The organism is Variovorax sp. WDL1 (assembly GCF_001541225.1).
GTDB lineage: Bacteria > Pseudomonadota > Gammaproteobacteria > Burkholderiales > Burkholderiaceae_C > Variovorax.
This window is the reverse complement of the sequence record NZ_LMTS01000016.1, coordinates 22,316-28,315: the sequence shown is the minus strand read 5'-3', so window position 1 is coordinate 28,315 and position 6,000 is coordinate 22,316. Positions and strand designations below refer to the sequence as shown.

Here is a 6,000-nt window from a genome sequence, read left to right as displayed (position 1 = left end):
CTCGAAAGCGGCCGCCGCTTTTTGCGCCGGAAAGTAGCTAATGTGCATGCCGCTCGGGTGCAGCGTAATCAAATGGTCCATGGACGATGGGGCATCGAGGCGCACCGTCACAAGGTCGTCAATGTCATTGGACTTCCCTCCGGCACGCAGCAAAGCATTGACTACACCCTTGCGGAATTGACCGCGTTCAACGAAGAGTTGCGCGCGTTGGAGCGCGAGCTAGCCAGGCTAAGAGAGAACTGGCCTCTCTAGCCAGTTCGCCTGACAAGGCTGAACCATCGCGCCAGTGTCGGAGGCGGCGCATCCAGCACCTGCAAAAGGTTGCGACTTCGCGGGGCTTGTTCCCCGGCGCGCCGGTCGATGGCGATCGCTAGCCCGGGTGGGCTCAAGCAGGCAAGGTCATGACCACCACGAACTGCTGCACCGGACCTTGCCATTGCCGTTGAAGCGCGTAGCATCCCAACCGCTCTCCCAGTGAACTCCTTTTGCCGCCCCCGCGCGAGGTCCGCGTCCATTGCGGTTTCCGCCTCGCCGACGACTTGCAGACCGTTTCACTGCCAGTGCGCTCGAACCGGCGTTTGACGGCTGCGGCGGTTCGAGGCAGATGGCATCGGCCGTCTATGTCGAACCGAGGAGATGACATGATCACCTACGTTGGCTTGATGAGCTTTACCGACAAGGGCCTGCAATCGATCAAGGACACGACCAAGCGCGCAGCGGCCGCGCGAGAAGCGGCGAAGAAGTTCGGGGTCAATATGCGCGAACTTGTGTGGACCCAGGGCGAGTACGACCTTGTCTCCATCGTCGAGGGCGAAGACGAGAAGGCGCTATCGGCGTTCACGCTCGCAATCGCCATGCAGGGCAATATCCGATTCCAATCGCTGCGCGCGTTTACGAGCAGCGAGATGGACGAGATCCTCGCCAAGCTTCCGTAGTTGCGTGGCGCTCAGTCTGCCTTGAAGCCCGTTGCCGCCACGGCCTTGCCCCAGCTTGCCGTGTCCGCCGCGATGATGCGGGCGAACTCCGCGCCGGTGGTGCCCGTGACGCGGAAGCCTGCGTCCTCGATCTTCTGCCGGCCGTCCGGCGAGCTCACCGCCTTCTGGATGTCGGCGCCGAGCTTCGCCACGATCTCGGGCGGCGTGCGGGCGGGCGCCACGATGCCGAACCACGAGTTGAACTCCAGCGTCGGATAGCCCTGCTCCTTGATCGTGGGCACCTCCGGCAGCGAGGGGCTGCGCGATGCGCCGGTGGTGCCCAGCGCGGCCAGCTTGCCCGATTTCACGTTCGGCGCGGCCAGCCCGACGCTGGCAAACACGCCCTGCACGTCGCCGCTGAACAGCCCGCCCAGCGCGTCGGCCGTGGTCTTGTAGTGCACCGGCTCGGGCTTCTGCTTCACCGCCTCGCCGAACATGTACGCGCCGAAGTGCCCGGGCGTGCCGGCGCCGAAGGTCGCCAGGAACAGCCCCTTCTGCTGCTGCGTCCAGGCGACGAACTCCTTCACGTTCTTCGCCGGAACCTTCTGCGGATTGACCAGCAGCACGAAGTCCGAACTCACCACCTGGCTCACCGGGATGAAGTCCTTCTGCGGGTCGTAGGGCAGCTTGTTGTAGCTGCTCGGGGCGATGCTGAGCTGGCCGGTCTCGCCGAGCATCAGCGTGTACCCGTCGGGCTGCGCACGCGCCGCTTCGCCCGCGGCGATCAGGCCGCCGGCGCCCGGCTTGTTGTCCACGATCACGCCCTGCCCGCCCCAGTTCTCCGACAGCTTCTGCGCCAGCAGCCGCGCGACGATGTCCGGGCCAGTGCCCGCAGGAAAGCCCACGATGAGGCGCACCGGGCGGGCGGGGTAGCCCGTCGCCTGCCCATGCGCGAGGGGCACCAGGGCGGCACCGATCAAGAGGGCGAGAAGGCTGCGGCGTGCAGGTCGATTCATGATGTCTCCAGAACAAGAATTGGATTGCGATCAGGCCAGCGCGAAGAAGCGCATCACCACCTGCGCGGGATGCCGCACGCCGACGCCGACGAACACGCGCTCGTTGATCCAGAGAAGCGACGGCGCCTCGGTCTCGAAGCGCGGCACGCACCGGAAATAGATGCGGCCCGGGTCGACTGGCTCGCCGCGCAGCAGGGCGGACATCACCTCGGCGGGCGCGGTGCGCACCGCATGGTTCTGTACGTAGACGAGTTCCCCGGCCTCGGTCTCCAGGCCGTACCGCGCGTCGAGGATCGACAGGGTCTCGCTCGCGATCAACTGGAAGTCGCTGCCCCCCGGCAGCACGCGTGCGCGCCATCCCGCGCCCTGTGCGCTGCCGCCGTGGATCGCGACCACCCGGCGCATCCCGGCCGGCCCCCGGCCCAGCACCTGTGGCGTGCCGACGTCCACCTGGAGGTCGGCAAAATATTCGAGCGCGGGCGGTGCGAGCGGGTCGGTCATCCGGCTAGCGTAAGTCCGGTGGCCGCAGGGGCCTGTCATCCCGGAAGATGACGGGACAACCCTCGTTTCCCCATGCGCACCTGGACCGCCGACCCTGCCCCCACTGCCACCCACGGACTGGCCGAGGCCGTGTCGACCCTCGGCGAGCCCGGGTTCGGCGCGACCCTGCTCGACGGCCTGCGCGAGCTGCTGCCGCTCGGCTCCGTGTCGGTCTACCGCATCGGCGCGCGGCCGGCGATCTTCTTCAGCGCCAGCCTGGGCGTGCCAGACACCACCCGCGATTGCTGGCGTGCGTATCTCTCCGGTCCCATCGCGGGAGACCGGACCCTGCGGGCGCGCCCGCCCTCAGTGGAACGCCACGCCGGCGAGGCGCTGCGCCTGTGCCACATCACGGCTTGCGAGGTCCCGCCCGAACATCGCGCCAAGGTCTACGAGGCCCACGGCGTGGCCGAACGCGTGTCGGTGGTCCAGCACGAGGCCGACCACTCGCTCTTCGCGCTGAACTTCTATCGCCATCGGCATCAGCGCGCGCTCAGCGACACCCAGCTCGCCGAGTTCGGCCGGCTCGGCGGCCTGCTGATGGCGCTGGCGCGCAAGCACATTGCGCTGGCCGGCCCGGTGCCGAAGCCGGGCATGCGCGAGCGGCTGCTGGACCTCCAGCCGGAGTTGAGCGCGCGCGAGATCGATGTCTGCACCCGCATCCTCCAGGGCATGTCGCAGGAGGGCATCGCGGCGGACCTCGGCATCGGCCTGCCCACCGTCAAGACCTACCGCAACCGCGCCTTCGCGCGGATCGGCATCCATTTCCGCAGCGAGTTGTTCGCGCTCATACTGGCGCAGCCCGGCGAACCGCCATCTCATCTTCGTCCAGGCAGACCCGCCTGAAGCGCCCAGTCAAGATGGCATCGTCTGAATCCTGGCCGAGAGGCCGTCACGGACCTTCTCTGTGGCGCGGATGCTGGCCATTGCCGCGTCGCTCTCATCGGCAGCGTTGAGCAAGGCATCGATTCCGGAAAACTTTGCCTTGTACTGCCTGTTGTAGTCACTCAAGAAGGCAAGCTGGATGGCGAGTTGCTTCTGGAGCAGACCCATCATCGTCATTCGGAGACACTCTTCGATGCGGCCAGCCGCGGATGTCACTGTCTCTTGCAGGGCGGCGATATCGCCTTCGGCCTGAGTCTTCTCGTCTCGATGCGTGCTGGAATAGCCCAGGTCGCTGAAAGCCTCCGCGTATCCTTCGAGCCGGACTTCAATGGCGTCGAGTTGTGAGAGGAAGAAACTCGTGGCATTCATCAGTGGATGTCCGGTCGTTCCTTGACGGGACTCGTCGGGTTTGATGACACTCATTGCAACCTCCGTGAACCGAGAACTCGAAGCACGCGTGCAGGTTGACGCGAGGGGCGAACAGAATCTCTGCCGCCCCCCCGGGTCACCTCCGCATTCGAACAACTTGCCGGCAGCCTGAGCCAGCTGCGCGCTTGCTAGGCGAAGGCGACGAAGGGACGGAGGTTATTGACCAGCGCGACGACCGGCGCCTTCGGGACGAACTTTCCTATTTCCACTGCAGTGTCGTCCCTGTTCTTCTGCGCCGCCGCAATGACCTTTTCATAGCTGACCTTCTGGTCCGCATGCTCGATAGCGTACGAAATGTCCTTGAACTTGATCTTGTAGGACGCCATGTAGCCTGCGAGCAGCTCGATGTAGTCATGCAGTTGATCCGTCATGCTCTTCATGACTTCCATCTCTGCGACGCCCTTGGCTTGCTCGAGGCTGTAGACCAGGCGGAACGTCGCTTGGCTCACGATGACTTCGCGCCCACCGAAGAAGTCCGATTTCGTGAACGAACTGTTGACCGAGTAGGCATGCAGCATGAGGCCTGGCGCAAGCATCGAATGTGTCGAGCTGAGATGCGTTTCCTTCTTCGTGCTGGTGTCGAATGCACCGAAGAGACTCAGGACCAACCCGGTCGCCGCCTTGATAGCAAGCGTCTCGTAAGTCGATAGCGCCATTCCTGCGGAAGCGACTGTGTCGAGGGCACCCTTGTCCACCTTCGTTCCCTCCGGCGGCTTCACGGCCGATGCCGGGTCGAAGATCGCAGTCGCAAAGGTTCCGAGAATTTTCTCTATTCCCTCGAGAGAGAAAGTCTCGCTGTCGGAGTAGTTTGCCTTGGTGCCGGAGCCCAGTTCGAGCATCTTCCACTTCTTGTCTTCGTAGAACTTGTCTGTCTCCGCATTGAATGCGTCAACCTCCGGCTTCAGCGCATTCTGAAGCTGCGTAGTCTCCTGTGCAAACAGGTCGATGACTTCCTGTTGGCTCTTGCTCTTTTCCTCGAGTGTGGCTGCGCGTCCCATGATGATTCGTCCTTCGTATGTTGCTGGTGGTGATCGGGCGGAGGCGATGGTGTTCCCGATATGAAGCGCAGTCAACACATATCTTTCTCATCGCGAAGTCGATGCGAGAAGCGATGTCATGCCTTCTTCACGAGTCGTCTCATCAGTATTGATGATCTTCTCTCGCCGCTCGGTCTTTCGAGATATTGCGCATGCCACCGACTGCGAGGTATATCCGCACTCGCGCCCGCGCGCGAGACCTGCACTCATGGGCTTCGAATGCGAAAGAGTCTTTCGAAGAGTCTTTGCAAAAGTTCGCGGTAAGTGATGGAATGCGTCCCGGACTCACCGCAACTCTCTGCGAAAGTCCCAACACTCCCCAGGAGGAGACTATGGTTACGATGACCGACACCGCGTGCGTCAATGCGTATGCAACCGAACTCAAGAACAACTTTGCGGCGAAGTGGCCAGGCAAAAGTCCGCAGGACCGTGCGACTTTCCTGCATGACGCTCTCACGAATGTCCACCGCAGCGTGAACATGCCCGTCACGGGCCTCGACGTGAAAGGCCTCCCGCCGGGCGTGCTGGGCCAGTTCGACTTCCAGCCCTGGGCCATCGTGATCAGCAACGACCTCTTCAGCGACAGCCGAGGCGTGGTGGATGCAAGGAGCGACCACTTCGTGGACCTTGCCGAGACGTTCTATCACGAGGGGCGCCATGCGGAGCAGTGGTGGCACATGGCGCGCTTCGATGCCATCCAACCCAAGAAGAACTCCACGGGACAGAACGTCAAGATGACTGCGCCCGACCTCGTTGCACGTCTCTTCATCAAGGAATCGGTCTGCACGACAGCACTCGGCGACGTGATGGGCGGAAGTGATCCCATTCTTGCCCTCACCAAACGCTGGTTCACGAGTGTCTACGGAGACAGCGGCCGCGAGGTCACGCTGCAGGCGCTCAGCCTCAGCCGCGGCAACAACAACAAGGTTGACCTGGCGGAGTTCCACAATCGGACGCACCAAGCCTACTCGGGTGGATTGCCTGAAGAGGAAGACGCCTGGGGAATCCAGGTCCCGGTGCGGGCCGCGATGCATTCGTGAACCGCGCCTGCACGCGGCTGTAGCTTCGCGGTGCGGGGTGGCGCGTGGCTCGCCCTCGAAGGCGCCTGCCGCGCGCCCGGGCAGTGGGAACTTTCGCGGTTGTGGGGTTACGCACTGGCGCTCCCGTCTTCCACGAACA

The 6,000-nt window shown here is 63.6% G+C and carries 8 protein-coding genes; 4 read left to right on the top strand and 4 right to left on the bottom strand.

Features of this window, described 5'->3' with window-relative positions:
- Both APY03_RS42275 and APY03_RS01765 read left to right on the top strand, forming a co-directional pair.
- On the top strand, positions 1-252 hold a 252-nt coding region (locus APY03_RS42275; RefSeq protein WP_198161203.1), incomplete at its 5' end, for a hypothetical protein.
- A 389-nt stretch (positions 253-641) separates the two neighbouring features.
- A complete protein-coding gene (locus APY03_RS01765) occupies positions 642-935 on the top strand; it encodes a GYD domain-containing protein (protein WP_068673349.1) in 294 nt (97 codons plus the stop codon).
- Positions 936-946: 11 nt separating this feature from the next.
- Here the strand turns inward: APY03_RS01765 and APY03_RS01760 are convergent, their stop codons facing one another.
- Complete coding sequence (locus tag APY03_RS01760; RefSeq protein WP_068673347.1) at positions 947-1,930, bottom strand: Bug family tripartite tricarboxylate transporter substrate binding protein; 984 nt, start codon at positions 1,928-1,930, stop codon at positions 947-949.
- 30 nt (positions 1,931-1,960) lie between these two features.
- Entirely contained in the window at positions 1,961-2,431 is a 471-nt protein-coding gene (locus APY03_RS01755; RefSeq protein WP_068673345.1) for a DUF3237 domain-containing protein, read from the bottom strand.
- A gap of 72 nt (positions 2,432-2,503) precedes the next feature.
- Between APY03_RS01755 and APY03_RS01750 the strand changes: the two genes are divergently transcribed.
- Positions 2,504-3,316, top strand: a complete 813-nt coding sequence (locus tag APY03_RS01750; protein WP_068673343.1) for a helix-turn-helix transcriptional regulator — start codon at positions 2,504-2,506, stop codon at positions 3,314-3,316.
- Between the two features lie 9 nt (positions 3,317-3,325).
- On the opposite strand, the gene APY03_RS01745 is transcribed toward APY03_RS01750, so the two are convergent.
- A complete protein-coding gene (locus APY03_RS01745) occupies positions 3,326-3,778 on the bottom strand; it encodes a hypothetical protein (RefSeq protein ID WP_146039671.1) in 453 nt (150 codons plus the stop codon).
- A 134-nt stretch (positions 3,779-3,912) separates the two neighbouring features.
- Positions 3,913-4,782: a hypothetical protein gene (locus tag APY03_RS01740; protein ID WP_068673339.1), complete on the bottom strand. Its 870-nt coding sequence runs from the start codon at positions 4,780-4,782 to the stop codon at positions 3,913-3,915.
- Positions 4,783-5,153: 371 nt separating this feature from the next.
- On the opposite strand from APY03_RS01740, the gene APY03_RS01735 reads away from it, so the two are divergent.
- Positions 5,154-5,861 carry a hypothetical protein gene (locus APY03_RS01735; protein ID WP_068673337.1) on the top strand — a complete coding sequence of 236 codons (708 nt, stop codon included), beginning with the start codon at positions 5,154-5,156 and terminating at the stop codon, positions 5,859-5,861.
- The last annotated feature ends 139 nt before the right edge of the window (positions 5,862-6,000 follow it).